Consider the following 20,114-nt stretch of genomic DNA (forward strand, 5'->3'; position numbering starts at 1 on the left):
GCCGTACGGGTGACCCAGAAAGATGATCAGTGGCCCGTGTCGCGACACTGCGTGACCACGTTGCTTTGGAGGGTGACCGAAGTCCGCTAGGTTCACGTCGCCCGACCCGGACCCGGATCCCCTCTGGAGCGTGTCGTCGTGAGCAACGTGCAGTCGTCGTCGTACGAGACCTACGAGAGCCATGGCCCGGACGGTACGGGCCGGCCGCCGGTCGCGCACGACGCCGGGACACTGCCGTACGGGACCGGAGTGCCGCCGTACGAGGCGAAGACCCTGTCGTACGAGGCCAAGACCCCGCCGTACGAGGCCGAGACCCTGCCGTACGGGGTCTACGCGGACACGTACCGGCCCGCCTACGCCGCCGCCCCCGCGGAGCCGGACGGGCCGTTCTCCGGGCCCGGCGCGGCCGCCGAGGGTGGCGCGGGCGGCTCGCGGCGGGCCGTGCGGCGCAGACGGGCCGCCGACCGGCCGGGATCGCTGCGGCGGCTGGTCCCGCAGGCGCTGGTGGTGGCCTTTCTCGCGGGCGGGACCTCCGCGTTCGTGGCGAAGGACAAGGCGATCGAGCTGACCGTCGACGGGCGGCCGCGCACGCTGCACACCTTCGCCGACGACGTCTCCGAACTGCTCGCCGACGAGGGGGTCGCCTTCGGCGCCCACGATGTCGTCGCCCCCGCCCCGGGTACCGCGCTGAGCAGCGGCGACGAGGTCGCCGTCCACTACGGGCGGCCCGTCGCCCTGACCCTGGACGGCCGGCGGCGCGAGGTCTGGACGACCGCCCGCACGGTGGACGGGGCGCTCCGGCAGCTCGGGGTCCGTGCGGAGGGCGCGTACGTCTCGACCTCACGCTCGCAGCGGATCGGGCGTCAGGGGCTGGAGCTGGACGTCCGCACCGAGCGCACCGTCACGATCATGGCGGACGGGCGGACGAGGACGATCCGTACGAACGCGGCGACCGTGGGGGAGGCGGTGGAGCAGGCCGGCATCACCCTGCGCGGTGAGGACACCACCTCGGTCGACGCGTCGAGCTTCCCCCGGGACGGACAGACGGTGACCGTGCTGCGGGTGACCGGGTCCACGGAGGTGCGGGAGGTGCCGGTCCCGTTCCGGGTGCACCGCGTCGAGGACCCGTCCCTCTTCCGGGGCACCGAGGTCGTCGAGCGGGCGGGCCGGCCGGGCACCCGCCGCATCACGTACGCGCTCCGCACGGTCAACGGGGTCCGGCAGCGGCCCCGGCTGCTGCGCACGGAGGTCGTGCGGGAGCCGCGGGACCAGGTCGTGAAGGTCGGGACGAAGGCGATGCCCACGTCCGTGGCGGGGGCGGAGGGGCTGAACTGGGCGGGGCTGGCGGCGTGCGAGTCCGGGGGGCGGGCGAACGCGGTGGATCCCTCCGGGACGTACGGGGGGCTGTACCAGTTCGACACCCGGACCTGGCAGAGCCTCGGCGGGAGCGGCCGGCCGCAGGACGCGTCCGCGGGCGAGCAGACGCTGCGGGCGAAGAAGCTGTATGTGCAGCGGGGGGCGAGTCCCTGGCCGCACTGTGGGGCGCGGCTGCGGGGGTGAGGGGTGCGGTGCCTGTGGTCTGGGGCGCCTTGGGGGGTGGGGGGTTCGGTTCGTCGGCGGGTGCGGGTGCGTGGGGGTTGGTCGCGCAGTTCCCCGCGCCCCTCAAAGCATCAGGCCCCTGCGGGCCTGAAAGCCCAGGCCCCGCGGGCCTGAAAAGCGACGGCCTGCGGGCCTGAAAAGCGACGGCCTGCGGGCCTGAAAGCACGGGGCGCAGCCCCTGCTTTTCAGGGGCGCGGGGAACTGCGCGACCGGCCCCCACCCACCCGCACCCGAACATCGCACCCCACCCCGCCCCGTACCCTGGGTGCCGTGAGCAGCCCCCCCGACGCCCTCCTCGGCCCCGCAGACGTCCGTGAACTCGCGGCAGCGCTCGGCGTGCGCCCCACCAAACAGCGCGGCCAGAACTTCGTGATCGACGCCAACACGGTCCGCCGGATCGTGCGGACCGCGGACGTCCGCCCGCAGGACACGGTCGTCGAGGTGGGCCCGGGTCTCGGTTCGCTCACCCTCGCCCTGCTGGAGACCGCCGACAGGGTCACGGCCGTCGAGATCGACGACGTCCTCGCCGCCGCGCTCCCCGCCACCATCGCCGCCCGCATGCCCGCCCGCGCCGACCGCTTCGCCCTCGTGCACTCGGACGCGATGCAGGTGACCGAGCTTCCCGGCCCCCCGCCCACCGCGCTCGTCGCCAACCTCCCGTACAACGTCGCCGTCCCCGTGCTGCTGCACATGCTGGAGACCTTCCCCAGCATCGAGCGCACCCTGGTGATGGTGCAGGCGGAGGTCGCCGACCGGCTCGCCGCCGGGCCGGGCTCGAAGGTGTACGGCGTGCCGTCGGTGAAGGCGAACTGGTACGCGGAGGTCAAGCGTGCTGGGGCGATCGGGCGGAACGTCTTCTGGCCCGCGCCGAACGTCGACAGCGGGCTCGTCTCGCTGGTCCGCCGGACCGAGCCGGTCAAGACCGCCGCCACCCGACGGGAGGTGTTCGCGGTCGTCGACGCGGCGTTCGCCCAGCGGCGCAAGACGCTGCGGGCCGCCCTCGCCGGGTGGGCCGGCAGCGCGGCCGCCGCCGAGGCCGCCCTCGTCGCCGCCGGTGTCTCCCCGCAGGCCCGCGGCGAGTCCCTGGGCGTCGAGGAGTTCGCCGCCATCGCCGAGCACCGCGTCACCGAGGGCACCGCCGGCACCGGGACCCGTACCGGCGCCAGGACCTACGACAGCCACCACACCGAGGAGCACCACCGCTCGTGAGCGTCACCGTTCGCGTCCCCGCCAAGGTCAATGTGCAGCTCGCGGTCGGCGGTGCCCGGCCCGACGGCTTCCACGACCTGGCCAACGTCTTCCTCGCCGTAGGTCTGTACGACGAGGTCACCGCGACGCCGGCCGACGAGCTGACCGTCACCTGCGCGGGCCCCGGCGCCGACCAGGTCCCGCTGGACCGGACGAACCTCGCCGCGCGGGCCGCGCTCGCGCTGGCGGAACGCCACGGCGTCGAGCCGGCCGTGCATCTGCACATCGCCAAGGACATCCCGGTCGCCGGCGGCATGGCCGGCGGCAGCGCGGACGCGGCCGGTGCGCTCCTCGCCTGCGACACGCTGTGGGGGACGAACGCCTCGCGCGACGAACTCCTCGACATCTGCGCCGAGTTGGGCAGTGACGTGCCGTTCAGCCTGGTGGGCGGGGCGGCCCTCGGGACCGGACGGGGCGAGCAACTCCGGCCCCTCGACGTCGGCGGCACCTTCCACTGGGTGTTCGCCGTCGCCGACGGCGGGCTCTCCACGCCCGCCGTCTACCGCGAGTTCGACCGGCTGCACGCAGACGACACCGTCCCCGAGCCCGTCGCCTCCCAGGTCCTGCTCGACGCGCTCGCCAAGGGGGACGCCGACGCGCTGGCGGCCTTCCTGCCGGACTCCAACGGCCTCCAGCCCGCGGCGCTCTCGCTCTTCCCGAAGCTGGCCGACACCCTCACCGCCGGCGGCGCGGCCGGCGCGCTCGCCGCGCTCGTCTCCGGCTCGGGCCCGACCACGGCCTTCCTCGCCCGGGACGCCGACGCGGCCCACGCCGTCGCCGAGGGGCTGCTCGCGTCCGGCACCTGCCGGACGGCACGGGTGGCCGTCTCACCGGCCCCCGGGGCGACCGTCGTCCGGAACACGAACACCCAAGCCTAGGTACTCAGACGGCAGTTGAGTACGGGAGCGCTGACGCCCGACCGGGCGCCGGCGCGACCATACTCCCATGAGTGCAACCGTGCATGCCGGCGCGAGCGCGAGCGAACTCGCCGCCGCCACCCCGTCCTCCCGTGACCGGTACGTCGACCTCCTGCGCGTCGCCTCCCTGGGCACGGTCGTCCTCGGCCACTGGCTGATGGCGGCGGTCACCACCGGCGGCGGGGAGGACGGCCGGGTCGAGGTGGGCAACCTCCTCGCCGTCGAGCCGGGCCTGCAGATCCTCACCTGGGCCCTGCAGATCATGCCGGTGTTCTTCTTCGTCGGCGGCTTCTCGCACGCCCTGTCCTACCGCTCGCTCGGCCGCCGCCACCCGGACGGCGACTCCGTGTACCCCGCCTTCCTCCGCGCCCGCCTTCAGCGGCTCCTGCGGCCCACCATGGTCTTCATCGGGGTGTGGGGCGTCGCGGCAGTCTTCCTCCAGCTCGCGGGCCGGGGCGGCGGACTGCTCGACGTGGCGCTGCGGCTGGTCGCGCAGCCGCTGTGGTTCATCGGCATCTATCTCGCGATGGTCGCCTTCACCCCGCCGCTGCTGAGGCTGCACGAGAGGTACGGGTGGGGCGCGTTCGGGGCGCTGGTCGCGGCGGCGGGCGCCGTCGACGTGCTGCGTTTCGCCCTCGGCGTGCCGTACGTCGAGTTCCTCAACTTCGCCTTCGTGTGGCTCGCGGTCCACCAGCTCGGGTTCCTGCGCGCCGACGGGCGGCTGACCCGGCCGTACCTGCTCGCCGGGGCCGGGCTCGCGGGGGCCGCGCTGCTGGTGGCGTACGGGCCGTATCCGCTGTCGATGGTCGGGATGCCCGGCGAGAAGGTGTCCAACATGGCGCCGCCGACCTTCGCGCTGCTGTGCCACGGGCTGTGGCTGGTCGGCGCGGTGGAGTGGCTGCGCGGACCGGCCGGGCGGTGGCTGGAGCGGCCGAGGGTGTGGCGGGCGGTCGTGGCGGCCAACGGGGTGTCGATGACCGCGTTCCTGTGGCATCTGTCGGCCATGCTCGGCGTCTACGGCGTGCTGCTCGCGCTGCGGGTGCCGCTGCCCGCGCCCGCGACGGGCGCCTGGTGGGCCCAGCTGCCCCCGCGCATCGTGGCCGCGGCGGTGCTGACCGCGCTGCTCGTCGCCGCCTTCCGGCGCTTCGAGCGGCCCGCGGCACGCGCCGGCGTCCCGCGCCCGCGCGGGAGTGCGCACGGGCCGACGGCGTACGCCGGAGCGGCCGCCACCGTCGGGGTCGTGCTCTGCCTCTTCGGGGTGCTGGGGCTGTCGATGGTCGGCTTCGGCGGGCTGTTCGAGGGGCGTACGGCCCTGTTGATCGCCGTACAGGTGAGCGCGCCGGTGGCGGTGGCGATGACCGTCGCGGGCTGGCTGCTGGTGGAGCGGGCGGGGCGCGGGCGCCCGTCGCGGATCCGTTCCGTGTGAGCCGGCGCGGAGGAATCGCGCCGGGCGGCCAACGCGAACGCCGTCCCGGCCGTCTTCCTCGCCGAGACACCGACGGCATCACGCCGTGCCCCGCACCGCACCGGCGCGGCCCGGGTCTCGCACGAACGCCGCGCGCCCCGGGTGGACACGCCCCCGGGGCGCGCGGCCTCCGGCAGCGGGTGCGGGTGCGTCGTGGTCGCGCGGCCCCGGCTTTCAGGGGCGCGGGGAACCGCGCGACAAGCCCCCACCGGACCCGCTGCCGGACGCAGGGGCCGTCCTGCTCGCCCCGGCCGGGCGCCCGTCACGCCCCCTCCACCCCGCCGACTACCCTGGAGGGTCGATCGTCCCCGTGGCAGGAGAGTAATGGCCGTCAACCTGGTCAATGTCGAGAACGTCAGCAAGGTGTACGGCACCCGCGCCCTGCTCGACGGGGTCTCGCTCGGCGTCTCCGAAGGGGACCGGATCGGTGTCGTGGGGCGGAACGGGGACGGCAAGACGACCCTGATCCGGATGCTCGCCAAGCTGGAGGAGGCCGACTCGGGCCGGGTCACCCACTCCGGCGGCCTGCACGCCGGCGTGCTCACCCAGCACGACTCCCTCGACCCCGCCGCCACCGTCCGCCACGAGGTCATCCGGGACATGGCGGACCACGAGTGGGCGGGCAACGCCAAGATCCGGGACGTGCTCACCGGCCTGTTCGGCGGTCTCGACCTGCCCGGCTTCCCGCAGGGCCTCGACACCGTCATCGGCCCCCTCTCCGGCGGCGAGCGGCGCCGCATCGCGCTCGCCAAGCTGCTCATCGAGGAACAGGACCTGATCGTCCTCGACGAGCCCACCAACCACCTCGACGTGGAAGGCATCTCCTGGCTCGCGAACCATCTGCGGGAGCGCCGGTCCGCGCTCGTCTGCGTCACCCACGACCGGTGGTTCCTGGACCAGGTGTGCACCCGGATGTGGGACGTGCAGAAGGGCTCGGTCTACGAGTACGAGGGCGGCTACTCCGACTACGTCTTCGCCCGCGCCGAGCGCGAGCGGATCGCCGCCACCGAGGAGACCAAGCGGCAGAACCTGGTCCGCAAGGAGCTGGCCTGGCTGCGGCGCGGCGCCCCGGCCCGTACGTCGAAGCCGCGCTTTCGCGTCGAGGCCGCGAACGAGCTGATCGCGGACGTGCCGCCGCCGCGCGACAAGAGCGAGCTGATGAAGTTCGCGTCGTCCCGGCTCGGCAAGACCGTGTTCGACCTGGAGAACGTCACCGTGCAGGCCGGCCCGAAGGTGCTGCTGAAGCATCTGACGTGGCAGCTCGGGCCGGGCGACCGCATCGGCCTCGTCGGCGTCAACGGCGCCGGCAAGACCTCCCTGCTGCGGGCCATGGCCGAAGCCGCCCGCAGCGAGGGGGAGAAGCAGCCCGCCGCCGGCCGGGTCGTCACCGGCAAGACGGTCAAGCTCGCCTACCTCTCCCAGGAGGTCGCCGAGCTGGACCCGAACCTGCGGGTGCTCCAGGCCGTGCAGCAGGTCCGCGACCGGGTCGACCTCGGCAAGGGGCGCGAGATGACCGCGGGGCAGCTCTGCGAGACCTTCGGGTTCAACAAGGAGAAGCAGTGGACGCCGGTGAGCGACCTCAGCGGTGGTGAGCGGCGCCGGCTCCAGCTGCTGCGGCTGCTGATGGACGAGCCCAACGTCCTCTTCCTCGACGAGCCGACGAACGACCTCGACATCGAGACCCTCACCCAGCTGGAGGACCTGCTCGACGGCTGGCCCGGCTCGATGATCGTCATCTCCCACGACCGGTTCTTCGTCGAGCGCACGACCGACCGGGTGTTCGCGCTGCTCGGCGACGCGGCGCTGCGGATGCTGCCGCGCGGGATCGACGAGTACATCGAGCGGCGGCACGCCATGGAGGAGGCCGCGGCGGCCTCCTCCGGGATCGCCGTGAAGCCCGCCGCCGCCGAGACCCCGCAGCGCAACGCCGCCGACGCGCGGGCCGCGAAGAAGGAACTGCAGAAGATCGAGCGGCAGTTGGACAAGGTCTCCGAGAAGGAGGCGACGTTGCACGCGCGGATCGCCGAGAACGCGACGGACTTCGCGAAGGTGGGGGAGCTGGACGCCGAACTGCGGGCGCTGGCCGGCGAGAAGGAGGAGCTGGAGATGCGGTGGCTGGAACTGGCGGACGACGCGTGAGCGCTCCGCTTCGTGCGGGGTGACGCGAGTTGGCCCGGTGTTCGATGCCGGGTGCGGGTCGAGCGTGGTTGCTCGCGCAGTTCCCCGCGCCCCTTTCGGGGCGCGGAGGGCTTGCGGCGTATGGGGCGTGCGTCCCGTGAAGGGGGCGTGAAGGTGCGTAACGGAGGCATTACGGGCCGGTTCTCCCTTGGGAACAGGGGTGCGACCGGCCCCGTGCGGAGGAGCCTCGCAGTGATAGAAAGAGCCGTCTGAGAAGAGTCTTCACAGTCTGAGAAGCGACACCACGCGTGACCACGGGTGGCTCGAAAGCAGCGAACAGGGGGAAAGCGCTGATGGTTCAGCCACCCGATCAGCCGCCGCAGGGCGGCTACGGAACACCGCAAGGCCCGCCGCCGCCGTCACAACCGCAACCGCCGCAACAGCCGTACGGCTACCCGCAGACGCCCCCGCCGCAGGGCCCGCCCGTTCCGGGTCCCGGCTACGGCTACCCCCAGCAGCCGCCGCCCGCGCAGCCCGGCCCCTACACCCAGCCCGGCCCGTACGGACAGCCGCAGCAGTCCGGCCCCTACGCGCAGCCCGGCCCGTACAATCCGTCGCCGCAGGCCGGTTACGGCTACCCGCAGGCGCAGTACCCGGGCGCGCCCACCCCGCCGGCGGCCGGTGGCGGTGGTTCCAAGAGCCCGTTCAAGGGCAGGCCCGCGATGATCGTCGGTGCCGCCGTGGCCGCACTGCTCGTGGTCGGCGGCACGGTGTTCGCGGTGACGCGCCTCGGGGACGACGGCGAGAAGAAGCCGGTCGCCAAGGAGAGCACGGAGCCGAGCCAGGACGACAAGCCCTCGGAGGCGCCGTCCGCGCCCGTCAACGAGGGTGACGGCAGCGGCGACGGCGGCGAGGACCTCGACATCTCCGACCTCAACGCGGACGTCAAGGCCGGCGAGGCGAAGGTGCTCTGGTACAAGAGCGCGCCCGACGCCCCCGGTTCCGGTGCGAGCGCCCCCGGCCTGTGGGTCACCGACAAGGTGGCGGTGAAGCCCGCGTACAAGCAGCTCTTCGGCTACAACGTGTCGGACGGCAACCCCGCCTGGGACCCGATCGAGTTCCCCGGCAAGATCTGCGCGGTCACCCCGAAGGCGACCGCCGCCGGCCGGGTCGTGATCTCGTACCAGAAGAACACCTCGAAGAACGCCGAGTGTGACCAGCTCCAGCAGATCGACCTGAACACCGGTGACAAGGGCTGGTCGGCGGAGGTGGAGGAGGGCGAGCTGTTCGACAGCGCCATCAGCGTCGGGCTCTCCGTCACCGGGGACACGCTCATGGTGGGCCGCTCGCAGTCCGGGACGGCGTACGACGTCAACACCGGCAAGAAGCTGTTCGACAAGAAGAGTTACGGTCAGTCGTGCTACCCGGCCGGGTTCGCGGGCGGCGCGCGGCTGATCGCCGTCTCCTCCTGCGCGGTGACCACCGACAAGGAGCACGACGAGGTCCAGGAGCTGGACCCGAGGACCGGCAAGGCCAAGTGGACGCGGAAGATCCCCAAGGGCTGGAAGGTCGAACACGCCTACTCGGTGGACCCGATCGTGCTCTACCTCGCCAACGAGGAAGAGAACACGTGGAACATCTCCACGTTCAGGGCCGACGGTTCGACCCGCTCGCAGGTCGACTCCGACGACTCGTTCGCGCCGGAGTGCGACGGCGGCATCCTCACCCGTGACGTGGCGGGCTGCACGGCCGTGGCGGCCGACGCGAACACCCTCTACCTGCCGACCGAGGAGAAGGACGGCACGAACGAGGTCGTCGCCCTGAACCTCGCGACCGGCAAGGAGAAGTGGCGCCTCAAGTCGCCCTCCGCCGACGCGGAGATCGTGCCGCTCAAGGCGGAGGGGGGCCGGCTCCTGGCGTACGTGGAACCCACGCGTGACGCGGGCGGCCAGGTCGTGTCCGTCCCGGCCGCCGGTGCCCCCAAGGCGACCAAGCTCCTCCAGATGCCGGCGAGCGCCGCGGAGATCGAGGGCTCCTTCTACGCGAAGGCCGTCGACTACGTGGACGGGCGCTTCTACATCTCCACCACCCTGCTGACCGGAGTCGACGACGCGAAGGAGAAGTTGATGCTGGCCTTCGGCAAGTGACCCGCACGACCGCCACGAGCCACGCCCGGGCGACCCCCCGGCCGCCGACTCGGGCGACACCCCGGCCGACGTCCCGGACGACGCCCTGGCCGCCGACTCGGGCGATACTCCGGCCGGCGTCCCGGGCGACGCCCTGGCCGACGTCCCGGATGCCGCCCTGGCCGCCGACTCGGGCGACGCCCCGGGCCCGGCGCGTGAGCCCGCTCCGACGCGGGGCTTCGGTTTGGCCTGTGCCACTGGTTCGGCCTGTGGCTTCGGTTCGGCCTGCGCCATCGGTTTGGCCTGTGGCCTCGGTTCGGTCCGTGGCTTCGGCTCGGCCTGTGCCACTGGTCCGGTTCGTGGCTTCGGTTCGGCCGATGCCACTGGTCCGGTCTGTGGCTTCGGTTTGGCCGGTGCCACTGGTTCGGTCTGTGCCAGCGGTCCGGACTGTGGCCTCGGTTTGGTCCGTGGCTCCGGCTGCGGCTCTGGCACCGCTCCGGTCCGTGGTCTCAGGTTGGTCCATGGCGCCGGCTCGGTCTCCGGCCCCGGCCTGGCCTGTGGCTTCGATTCGGTTCGTGGCTTCGGTTCGGCCGGTGCCACTGGTTCGGTCTGTGCCATCGGTGCGGACTGTGGCCTCGGTTCGGTCCGTGGCCCCGGCTGCGGCTCTGGCACCGCTCCGGTCCGTGGTCTCTGGCCGGTCCGTGGCGCCGGCTCGGTCTCCGGCCCCGGCCTGGGCTGTGGCACCGGTTCAGTCGGTGGCACCGCCCGGGTCCGTGGCACCGGCCCGGCCTTCGTCACCGGTCCGATCGGTGTCAACGGCCCGGCTGGTGTTGACAGCCCGGGGCATACCGTCGGGCCGGCCCGTGGTTCCTGCTCGGTCCCCGTCGTCGGCCGGTCCCGCGCGCCGGTCCGGGCCTCGGGCGCCGGGTGTCCGGCGCCGTCCGGCCCCGCCGTGAACCGGTCGACCACCCCCTCCGTCCCTCTTCTGTCCTCCGCTATCCGCTTCGAGGTATTCACGTCATGACGCAGCCGCCGCCCCCGCCGAACCAGCCCCCGGGCCCGCCCCCGAACCAGCCGCCCGCCGAGCCCCCGTCGCTGGACAAGGGCCAGCCGCCCGCGCAGCCCCCGCAGGACACTCCGCCGCAGGGCGGCTTCGGCGCGCCCACGCCCCCGCCGGCCGGCGGTTTCGGCGCCCCGGCACCCCCGCCGCAGGGCCCGCCCGCGCCGGGACCGGGCTACGGCTACCCGCAGGCGCCCCCGGCCCAGCAGACCCCGCCCCCGGCCCAGCCCCCGCAGGGACCCCCGCCCGCGCAGGGCCCCGGCTACGGCTACCCGCAGACGCCCCCGCCGCAGCCCGGCTACGGCTACCCGGGCCAGCCGGGTCCGTACGGACAGCCGCAGCCCGGCCCGTACGGCCAGCACCCGCAGCCCGGCCCCTACGGGCAGCAGCCGCCCGGCCCCTACGGTTACCAGCCGCCGACCATGGCGATGCACCCGCAGGTGGGGCAGCCGGCCGGCAAGAAGAAGGTCAACGCCACGGCGATCATCATCACGGCGGCGGTCGTGGCCATCGCGCTGATCGTCGGCGGCGGTGTCCTCTACACCTCCACCAGCGGGGGCGACGACACCGGAAAGAAGGACACCGCCAGTTCGGAGGGCACGACCGGCGGCAAGGACGACACCAAGGGCGACGACGGCGGTTCGTCGTCCGGCGGCTCCTCGTCCGGCGGCGTGGAGGTGCCGACCGAGGCACAGGAGAAGGCGCCCGGCAGCGCCGCCGCGAAGATCCTCTTCCAGGTGCCCGCGCACGAGGTCAAGGAAAAGCTGACCATCGACAGCGTCAAGGGCTCCTGGCTGACGAAGACCACGTACGCCAAGTCCGCCCTGAACAAGATCGTCGGCTACGAGCCGGACACCGGCAAGACCAAGTGGACGCTGGACCTCACCGGTCAGACCTGCGCGGGCTCCCGTGAGATCACCACCGAGGGCATCGCCGTCGTGGTGACCGAGTCGGCCAAGCGCAAGAACAACGACGACCGCCAGCCCTGCACCGAGGTCACCGCGTTCAACGTCGAGACCGGCAAGGAGGTGTGGACCAAGAGCGCCGACACCAGCGGCGAGAAGGTGCCGTTCGGCGAGGTCACCATCTCCGGCACGACGGTCGCGGCGGCCGGCGGCTACGGCGGCGGCGCCGCGTTCGACGTCAACTCCGGCAAGGTGCTGTGGTCGCCCAAGGTCGGCGAGTGCACCGACGAGGGCTACGCGGGCGGCGCCCAGCTGATCGCGGTCCGCAAGTGCGGCGACTACGGCAGCGAGACCTTCCAGATCCAGCTGCTCGACCCGAGGTCGGGCAGCGTCAAGTGGACCTACAAGGTGCCCTCCGGCATCCAGCGCGCCAAGATCATCTCCACCAAGCCGGTGGTCTTCGGCGTGGTGACCGGCAGCGACGTCCCGCTGACCGGCACGACGGACATCTTCTCGCTCGACGACAGCGGCAAGCTGCGCGCCAAGATCTCCATCCCGGACGACAAGTACGACTACGAGTGCCCGGTCCGCGGTGTCTGGGCCTGCCGGGGCATCTACGTCGGCAACGACAAGGTGTACATGCCGACCAAGAACCACGACGGCACCGGCTCGTACAGCTCCACCAACGAGATCGTCTCCTTCTCGCTGGCCACGGGGAAGTCCACCGGCGACCGGGTCGACGCGGGTGACGACTACGACCTGTTCCCGATCCGGATGGACGGGCCGAACATCATCGCCTACAAGGACGGCCCGTACGACAAGGGCGCCCAGATCGTCTCCATCGACGGCAAGACGCTGAAGCAGACCAAGCTCCTGGAGACCCCGTCCTCCGAGTCGGTGCTCCGCGCGATCAGCGGGATGACGCCCACGCTGAGCGAGATGCTCTACACCGACGGACGGTGGTTCATCGGCTCGGAACTGGTCAGCAAGCCGTATTCGAAGGACGAGAAGGAGTACACGGCGCTCGGCTTCGGGGTGAAGTAACCCCAAGCGCCCCCTCGATCTCCGTCGTCGGCCCCGCCCCAGCTCAGGGGCGGGGCCGTGCACGTATCCCGCATCCCTCTCGAATGGGCGGGAATTTCGGTAATCCGGGCACTTCTCTCCGGTAGGGGGAGCGCAACGTCGAACAAGCGTGTAGCTTCCGGGGGCATGAAGAGCGGGGAGCCGACGGTGAAGTCGGGGGGCTTCTGTCCGTGAGGACCAGTGGGCGGCCATAGTTGGCAACCATCTGGGGGACTGGGGGGTGGGGTGGCTCGATGGGAGTCCGGCTCATGGTGGTCGACGATCACCGACTGCTGGCCGAGGCGCTGGCCTCGGCGTTGAAGCTGCGCGGGCACCGGGTGCTCGCGGCGACGGCGCCGGCCGCGGGCGCGGCGGATCTGGTGATCACGAGGGCACCCGAGGTGTGCCTGCTCGGGACGGCGACACCCGCCGAGCCGGGCATGTTCGACCCGGTGGTGAAGATCAAGCGTGAACGCCCGCAGGTGGCGGTGCTGGTGCTCGGCCCGGTGCCCAACCCGCGCGGCATCGCGGCGGCGTTCGCGGCCGGCGCGTCCGGCTACGTCCGGCACGACGAGCGCATCGAGGGCGTCGAGCGGGCCATCATGAAGGCCCGCGCGGGGGAGGCGGCGGTGGCGCCGCAACTGCTGCAGAGCGCGTTCGGTGAACTCCTCAACCCGGCGGCCCAGCCGGACGACGAGGGACAGCGGCTGCTCCAGATGCTGACCCCGCGGGAGGTCGAGGTCCTGGTGCGGGTCGCGGACGGCGAGGACACCCGCCTCATCGCGGCGGGCATGGGCATCGCCCCGTCGACGGCCCGCACGCACGTGCAGCGGGTGCTGATGAAGCTGGGCGTGGGCTCCCGCCTGGAGGCGGCCGCCCTGGCCGCCCGCACGGGCCTCCTGGACCGGGCGGGCCCGGTCCCGCACCCGGAACCCTGATCACCCACCCGGCGCGTGGGGCCTGCCGTCGCTCATGGCGTGGAGGAGGTGGGCGCGGGGGAGGCGGCGCGTTCGACGCAGGTGTCGCCTTCGCCGCCGTCGGAGAACGTCTACTTCCGCCACGTGCCGGGGCCAGTGACACGGCTTCTCCCGTCCGCGGTACGCCGCGTCGGGCCTCGGCGTCGATGAAGACCGTGCCGCGGGGAGTGCCACGCCATGCCGTGTCCGACTCGGCGACCGGCCCGCCCCCGTAGGGCATGCCCCTCGGCCCCTTTGAAGCGGTCTGCCGGACCGTGCCTCGCCGGTCGTACGGCCTCTCCTCCTCGGGCCGGACAACGTGCCCGTGATCGTGGACGAGGTAGAGGCCGAGGTGGCGCGGGATGTCACCCTCGCGGCGGTTCTGCAGACCCCTACAGGCCGGACGACGCCACCGAGCTGTTCGACGACGACCAAGCCTGACCCGCCCGGCCTGACCCGGCCGACGTGACCCGGCCGGTTCGGCGTGCACCCGACGGCCGGGCGCGGACTTCCCACCGTGCCCCACGGGTCGTAGCAGCGGATCCCCTGAACACCCGCCGGCTCCTGGTGTTGCCCCCACCCCCCGCCGCGCGCGACGGCTTCCCTCGCGCCCCCTCGCCGGCGCCCCGACCTGTGGGCTTTGACAGGTTCGCGATGTGTGCTCCATCATCAATTCACTAGTCGACTAGTGAATTGGTGGTGAAGGGGTTGGAGTTCCGCATCGACAGGCGGAGCGGGGTCGCCGCCTATCAGCAGATCGTTCAGCAGACCAAGCAGGCGCTGCGGCTCGGCGTACTCGGGCCCGGCGACCAGTTGCCCACGGCCAAGTCGGTGGCGCAGACCTCCGCGGTCAACCCCAACACCACGCTCAAGGCGTACCGCGAGCTGGAGCGGGAGGGGCTGGTCGAAGCGCGGCCGGGGCTGGGGACGTTCGTGAGTCAGTCGCTGGCCCGTCCGCAGGCGGCGGTGGATTCGCTGCTGCGCGGCGAGCTGGAGAGCTGGATGGACCGGGCCCGCGAGGCGGGTCTCGAACAGGACGACGTGACCGCTCTGGTCACGTCGGTGATGGAGGAGCGGTACGCCGGGACCGGGCCTGCCGCCGAGCACGCGGGACCGCCGGGACCGACGGGACCGGTGTGACCCGCAGGAACCACCACAGGAATCACAGGCACCACAGGCACCACAGGACGAGGGGACACGCATGACGAGCTATGAGACGGGCTACGGGGGGCCGGCGGACACGTCCGCGATAGAAGCCCGCGGGGTGGGCCGGAAGTACCGCCGGGGCTGGGCGCTGCGGGACTGCTCCTTCCGGCTGCCGGCCGGGCGGATCTGCGGTCTGGTCGGTCCCAACGGGGCCGGAAAGACCACGCTGATGTCCATCGCCGCCAATCTGCTGGAGCCGACCACCGGCACCCTGCGCGTGTTTGGCGCGGCCCCCGAGTCGGCGGAGGCCACCCGGCGAACCGCGTTCCTCGCCCAGGAGAAGCCCCTGTTCCGGCGCTTCACCGTCGCCGAGACGCTGCGGATGGGACGAGAGCTGAACCCCGGCTGGGACCAGCGGGCCGCCGAGGACATCGTCCGCGCGGGCAACGTGCCCTTCGACGCGAGGATCGGCACACTCTCCGGCGGCCAGCGCACCAGGGTGGCCTTCGCCGTCTCCTTCGGCAAGCGTCCCGACCTGCTGCTCCTCGACGAGCCGATGTCCGACCTCGACCCGCTGGTCCGCCACGAGCTGATGGGCACCCTGCTGGCCGAGGCCGCCGAGCGCGGCACCACCGTGCTGATGTCCACCCACATGCTCGCCGAGCTGGAGAACACCTGCGACTACCTGTTGGTCATCGCGGACGGCGGGCTGCGTCTGGCCGGTGAGGTCGACGAACTGCGCACCTCCCACGCCGTGCTGACCGGGGTCCACTCCGACGGGCGGACGCCCCCGGAGCTGGCGTACCACACCGTGGTCGAGACCCGCACCAGCGGACGGCAGTTCACCTCGCTCGTACGCCCCGACGGGCCGGTCACCGGCGGCCCGTGGGAGGCGAGCGTCCCGAACCTGGAGGAGCTCCTGCTCGCTTATCTGCGCTCGCCCGATGCCCCGCCGCTGATCAGCCCCAGTTCCTACGTCGCCCCGCAGGCGGTGGCGGCATGAGCACGATGACCGGCACCGACGGCATCTCCTACGACCCCGCCGCCGCGGAGGCCGGCCGTGGCCGCGGCCTCCGGCTCAGCGGCATGAACTGGCTCGTCTGGCGTCAGCACCGCGCCGCCTACTGGACGCTGCTGGCCGCCACCGCCGTCACCGTCGCGGTGATCGTCTACCAGCGCCAGCAGATGATCACGTACCTCGACGGGTACGGCTACCCCGACCTCAAGTCCGGCTGGGAGAACAAGTTCGACCAGAAGCCGCTCAACGCGGCCGCCGGTCTGCTCGGGCTCCTGCCCGTCGTGATCGGCGTGCTCCTCGGCCCGCCCCTGCTCGCCGGCGACCTGGAGACCGGCACCGCCAAGCTGATCAACGCACAGTCCGTGAGCCGCGTCCGCTGGCTCGTCACCAAGCTCGCCATGACCGCGCTCGTGGTCGTGGTGTGCGCCACGGCGGTCTCCGCCGCGTTCACCTGGTGGTGGTCACCTGTCAAGTCGTCGTCGTACGTCCTGACCTGGGCCGAGCCGGGTGCGTTCGACAACAGCGGACCCGTGCCCGTGGCGCTCACCTTGCTCACCGTCGTCGGGGGCGTGGCGATCGGCATGCTGCTGCGCCGGACCCTGCTGTCCATGGTCGTCACGCTGGGCTTCGCCGTCGCGCTGCAGATGGCGTGGTCGTACGTCCGGACGTCCCTCGGGAACGTCGCCACGATCACCACCCACAACGGTGTCGGTGACAACTCCTCACCGGACCTGCCCGGCAACGCCTACGTCCTGGACGAGTCCTACCTCACCGCCTCCGGTGACCTCATCGGCTGGGGCAGCTGCGCCGAGGCGACCGAGAAGGCCCGCGAAGCCTGCCTGGACAAGGCGCAGGTCGTCGGCTGGTCCGTCGACTACATCCCCTTCTCCCAGATGTCGTCCATGCAGTGGCTCGGCGCCTCGATCCTGCTGGCCCTGACCGCCGGCATCGCGGCGTTCGTCATCCTCTGGGGTCGCAAGCGCCTCGTCTGACATCCGTCCGAGCGCCTCGTCCGACCCGATCCTCCTCGCAGTCGTCACCCCGTACGCGGCCGAGCGGCCACACCGTCGCTCCGCCGCGTCCCGATGCTGCCCCGATTCGGCGAACACATCGCCATGAAGCATGTCGAAAGGCCCGAGTTGAAGTCGCACAAGCGCAGGAAACGAGCGGTCACCACCGTCCCGCTGGCGGCCGCCCTGGCGGCGGCGCTCGGCGCCGGGCTGCTGGTGAGCACGTCCGACAGCGCCGAGGCCGCCCCACCGGGGCCCCGGGCCGGCGCCCCCGCGAGGACCGTCACCCTCGTCACCGGCGACCGGGTGACCCTCGACGCCGAGGGCAAGGTCACCGGCGTGACGGCCGCCGAGGGCCGCGAGGGGATGGCCTTCCGCGTCCAGCAGGCCGCGGGCCACGCGTACGTCCTGCCGCGCGACGCCGAACCGCTGCTCGCGAACGGGACCGCCGACCGGCGGCTGTTCGATGTGACGCACCTGGTGCGTTCGCGCTACGACGACGCCCGCCGCTCCGACCTGCCGCTGATCGTCACCTACGACAAGGGCACGTCCCTGTCGGCGAGCACGTTCCGCGGCGCGGGCGCGACCGTCCGGCGGGATCTGCCGAGCATCAACGGCGACGCCGTACGCGTCCGAAAGTCCGAGGGCGCGGGACTGTGGGAGACCCTCACCAGCGGCACCGGCTCCGCGAAGGTCAGGAAGATCTGGCTGGACGGGAAGGTGAAGGCGACCCTGGACAGGAGCGTGCCGCAGATCGGCGCGCCCGCGGCGCACAGGGCGGGATACGACGGCAAGGGCGTCGAGGTCGCCGTCCTCGACACCGGCATCGACGCCACCCACCCGGACCTCAAGGACCGTATCGAGGCGGTGAAGAACTTCTCCGCCGCCGCGGACACCGTCGACCGCGCGGGCCACGGCACCCATGTGGCCTCGACGATCGCGGGCTCCGGGGCCGCGTCCCCCACGGGCGCGACGTACGCGGGCGTCGCGCCCGGCGCCCGGCTCCTGGTCGGGAAGGTGCTCGACGACTCCGGCGAGGGCGACGACTCCGGTGTCATCGCGGGCATGCAGTGGGCCGTCGCGCAGGGCGCCGAGGTCGTCAACATGAGCCTGGGCGGCACCGACACCCCCGGCATCGACCCCGTCGAGCAGGCCGTCGACGACCTGTCGGCCCGTTCCGGCGTCCTGTTCGTCATAGCCGCCGGCAACGACGGCCCGGGAGAGGGCACCATCGGAACGCCCGGCAGCGCGGCCGCCGCGCTCACCGTCGGCGCGGTCGACCGCCGGGACGCCATCGCCGGGTTCTCCGGCCGAGGTCCCACGGCCGACGGCTTCCTCAAGCCCGATGTCACCGCGCCGGGCGTGCACATCGTCGCCGCCAGGGCCGCCGAGGGCGACATGGGCGACCCCGCCGCCGACGGCTATGTCTCCCTGAGCGGTACGTCGATGGCGACCCCGCACGTGGCGGGCGCCGCGGCGATCCTGGCGCAGCGACACCCGGACTGGACCGGCCCGCAGATCAAGGCCGCCCTCACCGCCTCCGCGAAACCGACCGACGCCACCTCCGCGTACACGCAGGGCACCGGCCGGCTGGACGTCGCCAGGGCGATCACCCAGCAGCTCACCAGCAGTCCGACCGCGCTCGGCTTCGGCACCCAGGCGTACCCCCACACCGACGACCGGCCGGTCACCAAGGACGTCACCTACCGCAACGCGGGCACCGAGCCGGTCACCCTCGACCTGGCCACCGAGGCGTACGGCAACGACGGAAAGCCCGCCGCCGAGGGCCTGTTCACCGTCTCGCCGCAGCGCCTCACCGTCCCGGCGGGCGGCGAGGCGACGGCCACCGTGACCGCCGACACCCGCGTGGGAACGGCCGACGGCGGCTTCGGCGGCTCGCTGACCGCCACCGGCACGGACGGCACGACCGCCGGCGGCACGACGACCGCGCGCACCTCCCTGGGCGTGGTCCGCGAGGTCGAGTCGTACGACCTGACCGTCAAGCACCTCGACCTCGAGGGCAAGGCCCTCGGCGACGCCTCGACGAGCATCTACGGTCTGGACAACGACGTCTGGACGGACGCCTCCGACGAGAAGGACGGCGAGGTCACCATCCGTCTGCCGAAGGGGCGTTACGCCCTGGAAGGCATGCTCCGCACCGCCGGCGACGGAGGGTCCGTGCTGCTGCACCCGAAGTTCGCGCTGACCGAGGACACGACCGTGGTCATGGACGCCCGGAGGACGAAGCCCGTCAGGATCACCGTGCCGGACGCCGCGGCCAGGCCCGCGGGCGCGATGTTCTTCTTCCACGTCGACGTCGACGACAAGCCGTACACCTCCGTCTACGACGTCCCCTCCTTCGGCAGCATCCGCGTCGGACAGCTCGGCGCCCCGGCGCCGGCCGCCGAGGTGTCCGCTCTGTACCACGGCATCTGGACCCACAAGGCCGTCAACTACCGGCTGGCCTGGAACCGTACGGGTGATCTGTCCGGCTTCACCGAGAACGTCAGGCGGGCCCAGCTCACCAAGGTCGAGGTCGTCGTCGGTGCGCCGGTCAAGGGCAGGACCACGACCGTCGCCGCCGCACCGCTGATGTACGGCGGCTTCTACAACCCGCACACGACCGCGGGCCGTCTGCCGCTGTCCGGCACCGACTACGTGCTGCCCAACGGAATCAAGTGGTTCTACCAGGCCAGTCAGTACGGCGCGCCCGACGCCGAGGGCGAGCCGACGTGGGAGAGCACGCAGGCCGGCATTCCCCGGGCGTACGGGGCGGGCAAGGTCCACACCCAGCGGTTCAACGTCGGCGTCTTCGGTCCGTCCCTCCCCTCGGGCCCCCTCTCGGCCGTCCTCGACCGGCCCGAAGCGGTACGCGTCGGCGACACCTTCTCGGCGTACGTCCCGCTGTTCTCCGACGGCGTCGGCAACCTGGGAACCTCCGACCACACCCGGGCCAGGAGCTCGCTCCACGCCGACGGCAAGAAGATCTTCGCCGTGAACGCCCCGCTGAACGGCGACTCGTACACGGTCCCCGCGGGCAAGCGCACCTACAGGCTCGCCGTGGACGTCTCCCGCGACCCGGCACGGTTCGCGGTCAGCACCCGGACGACCGCCACCTGGACCTTCGCCTCGGCCCACGTCCCAGGTGAGACCCCCAGGCGGCTCCCGCTGACCGTCGTCCGCTACACGCCCAAGCTGTCGACGGCCAGTACCGCCAAGGCCGGTACGACCCTGACCGTGCCCTTCACCCTCCAGGGCGCGGCCACCAAGGCCACCACGCTGCGCAAGCTGGCCTTCACCGTCTCCTACGACGACGGCAGGACCTGGAAGAAGGCCACCGCCGTCGACGGCAAGCTGCTCAAGCTGCGCAGTCCCGCCGAGCCGGGCCCCGTCTCCCTGCGGGTCGCCCTCACCGACGCCGACGGCAACACCCTGACCCAGACCGTCCACCGGGCCTACCGCACGACCAAGTAGACGACCACGA

12 protein-coding genes are annotated in these 20,114 nt (G+C 72.5%); all 12 read left to right on the forward strand.

Annotated features, from left to right (window positions below; translation table 11 throughout):
* Nucleotides 1-138: 138 nt before the first annotated feature.
* The 12 genes from PYR72_RS28655 (at nucleotide 139) to PYR72_RS28710 (ending at nucleotide 20,104) form a co-directional block, all read left to right on the forward strand.
* On the forward strand, nucleotides 139-1,560 hold the full coding sequence (locus tag PYR72_RS28655) for a resuscitation-promoting factor (protein WP_275457972.1): 1,422 nt from the start codon (nucleotides 139-141) through the stop codon (nucleotides 1,558-1,560).
* Nucleotides 1,561-1,869: 309 nt separating this feature from the next.
* Entirely contained in the window at nucleotides 1,870-2,808 is a 939-nt protein-coding gene (gene rsmA / locus PYR72_RS28660) for a 16S rRNA (adenine(1518)-N(6)/adenine(1519)-N(6))-dimethyltransferase RsmA (protein WP_275457973.1), read from the forward strand.
* Nucleotides 2,805-3,725: a 4-(cytidine 5'-diphospho)-2-C-methyl-D-erythritol kinase gene (locus tag PYR72_RS28665; RefSeq protein WP_275457974.1), complete on the forward strand. Its 921-nt coding sequence runs from the start codon at nucleotides 2,805-2,807 to the stop codon at nucleotides 3,723-3,725. Before rsmA ends, PYR72_RS28665 begins: the two co-directional genes overlap by 4 nt.
* Before the next feature lie 67 nt (nucleotides 3,726-3,792).
* The gene (locus PYR72_RS28670) at nucleotides 3,793-5,190 is read left to right on the forward strand and encodes an acyltransferase (RefSeq protein ID WP_275457975.1); all 1,398 of its coding nucleotides are present in this window, start codon (nucleotides 3,793-3,795) and stop codon (nucleotides 5,188-5,190) included.
* 363 nt (nucleotides 5,191-5,553) lie between these two features.
* Nucleotides 5,554-7,368 (forward strand): ABC-F family ATP-binding cassette domain-containing protein, encoded by a 1,815-nt coding sequence (locus PYR72_RS28675; RefSeq protein WP_275457976.1) that lies wholly within the window; start codon nucleotides 5,554-5,556, stop codon nucleotides 7,366-7,368.
* 332 nt (nucleotides 7,369-7,700) lie between these two features.
* Nucleotides 7,701-9,494 (forward strand): PQQ-binding-like beta-propeller repeat protein, encoded by a 1,794-nt coding sequence (locus PYR72_RS28680; protein ID WP_275457977.1) that lies wholly within the window; start codon nucleotides 7,701-7,703, stop codon nucleotides 9,492-9,494.
* 999 nt (nucleotides 9,495-10,493) lie between these two features.
* Nucleotides 10,494-12,482, forward strand: a complete 1,989-nt coding sequence (locus PYR72_RS28685) for a PQQ-binding-like beta-propeller repeat protein (RefSeq protein WP_275457978.1) — start codon at nucleotides 10,494-10,496, stop codon at nucleotides 12,480-12,482.
* 272 nt (nucleotides 12,483-12,754) lie between these two features.
* A complete protein-coding gene (locus PYR72_RS28690) occupies nucleotides 12,755-13,438 on the forward strand; it encodes a response regulator transcription factor (RefSeq protein WP_078852412.1) in 684 nt (227 codons plus the stop codon).
* Between the two features lie 711 nt (nucleotides 13,439-14,149).
* On the forward strand, nucleotides 14,150-14,596 hold the full coding sequence (locus PYR72_RS28695) for a GntR family transcriptional regulator (RefSeq protein WP_275457979.1): 447 nt from the start codon (nucleotides 14,150-14,152) through the stop codon (nucleotides 14,594-14,596).
* Nucleotides 14,597-14,657: 61 nt separating this feature from the next.
* Nucleotides 14,658-15,605 (forward strand): ABC transporter ATP-binding protein, encoded by a 948-nt coding sequence (locus PYR72_RS28700; RefSeq protein ID WP_275457980.1) that lies wholly within the window; start codon nucleotides 14,658-14,660, stop codon nucleotides 15,603-15,605.
* Entirely contained in the window at nucleotides 15,602-16,612 is a 1,011-nt protein-coding gene (locus tag PYR72_RS28705) for an ABC transporter permease subunit (RefSeq protein ID WP_275457981.1), read from the forward strand. Before PYR72_RS28700 ends, PYR72_RS28705 begins: the two co-directional genes overlap by 4 nt.
* 123 nt (nucleotides 16,613-16,735) lie before the next feature.
* Nucleotides 16,736-20,104, forward strand: coding sequence for a S8 family serine peptidase (locus PYR72_RS28710; RefSeq protein WP_275457982.1), 3,369 nt, complete (start codon nucleotides 16,736-16,738; stop codon nucleotides 20,102-20,104).
* The last annotated feature ends 10 nt before the right edge of the window (nucleotides 20,105-20,114 follow it).

The organism is Streptomyces sp. VNUA24, from assembly GCF_029167005.1.
GTDB classification, from domain to species: domain Bacteria; phylum Actinomycetota; class Actinomycetes; order Streptomycetales; family Streptomycetaceae; genus Streptomyces; species Streptomyces scabiei.

What these genes read in the sequence shown, in the direction of transcription:
- PYR72_RS28670 (WP_275457975.1), top strand. Translation starts at nt 3,793, where the DNA reads ATGAGTGCAACCGTGCATGCCGGCGCGAGCGCGAGCGAACTCGCCGCC.
- PYR72_RS28680 (WP_275457977.1), top strand. Translation starts at nt 7,701, where the DNA reads ATGGTTCAGCCACCCGATCAGCCGCCGCAGGGCGGCTACGGAACACCG.
- PYR72_RS28675 (WP_275457976.1), top strand. Translation starts at nt 5,554, where the DNA reads ATGGCCGTCAACCTGGTCAATGTCGAGAACGTCAGCAAGGTGTACGGC.
- PYR72_RS28690 (WP_078852412.1), top strand. Translation starts at nt 12,755, where the DNA reads ATGGGAGTCCGGCTCATGGTGGTCGACGATCACCGACTGCTGGCCGAG.
- PYR72_RS28710 (WP_275457982.1), top strand. Translation starts at nt 16,736, where the DNA reads ATGAAGCATGTCGAAAGGCCCGAGTTGAAGTCGCACAAGCGCAGGAAA.
- PYR72_RS28705 (WP_275457981.1), top strand. Translation starts at nt 15,602, where the DNA reads ATGAGCACGATGACCGGCACCGACGGCATCTCCTACGACCCCGCCGCC.
- PYR72_RS28685 (WP_275457978.1), top strand. Translation starts at nt 10,494, where the DNA reads ATGACGCAGCCGCCGCCCCCGCCGAACCAGCCCCCGGGCCCGCCCCCG.
- PYR72_RS28700 (WP_275457980.1), top strand. Translation starts at nt 14,658, where the DNA reads ATGACGAGCTATGAGACGGGCTACGGGGGGCCGGCGGACACGTCCGCG.